Source organism: Polyangium sp. 15x6, from assembly GCF_029960785.1.
Lineage (GTDB): Bacteria > Myxococcota_A > Polyangia > Polyangiales > Polyangiaceae > Polyangium.
In genome coordinates, this window is record NZ_JASBQE010000272.1 from 1 (window position 1) to 604 (window position 604).

Genomic DNA, 604 nt, shown 5'->3' on the forward strand with positions numbered 1-604 from the left:
CGCTCCCGCAAGGTCTCGCGCGCGCGAGAGAGCGCCACCTTCGCCGCGTCCTCGGAGATCCCGACCTTCGCCCCGGCCTCCTCGTGCGATCGACCCTCGACGCACACCATCCACAAGACCGCGGCTTGGGAGGGGGGCAGGTCTCCGACAGCATCCATCACCTTGTGAAGGGCCTGCTTCAACTGCACCGCGCGCTCGGGCGAGGGGTCCGACGTCGCGAACTTGGCCACGCGCCCAGCGTCGGATTCGAACACCTGCCGGTGCCGGCGAGTGATCCGGCGCGCTGTCCCCATCACGTTCCGCGTGATCGTCACGACCCACGGCTTCATGCCGTCAGGGTGCGGGGCGTAGTTGGGGAGGTCGCCGAGCGCGTTGGCGATCACCTGCTGTTCCTTGTCGTCCGCGGAGTCGCGCGTGCGCGCCTTGTCGCTCCGGACGATGCGCCGGACATCGAGCCGCAAGCCGAGGAGCTCGGCGCGTCGGCGACGTAGATCGGGTTTGGACGATCCCATGCCTACAAACAATGCGCGGGGAAGCGAGAGGTAACAGAAAATCGACGCGGCCCCGTCGACGCAAGGCCCGGCTGGCGTTTTACCGTACAAAC

Annotated in this window: 1 protein-coding gene; it reads right to left on the reverse strand. The window is 67.7% G+C overall.

Annotated features, from left to right (window positions below; genetic code table 11):
- Window positions 1-512: RNA polymerase sigma factor (locus QHF83_RS53400; protein WP_282425897.1), on the reverse strand; the 512-nt coding region annotated here is incomplete at its 3' end.
- Window positions 513-604: the final 92 nt, after the last annotated feature.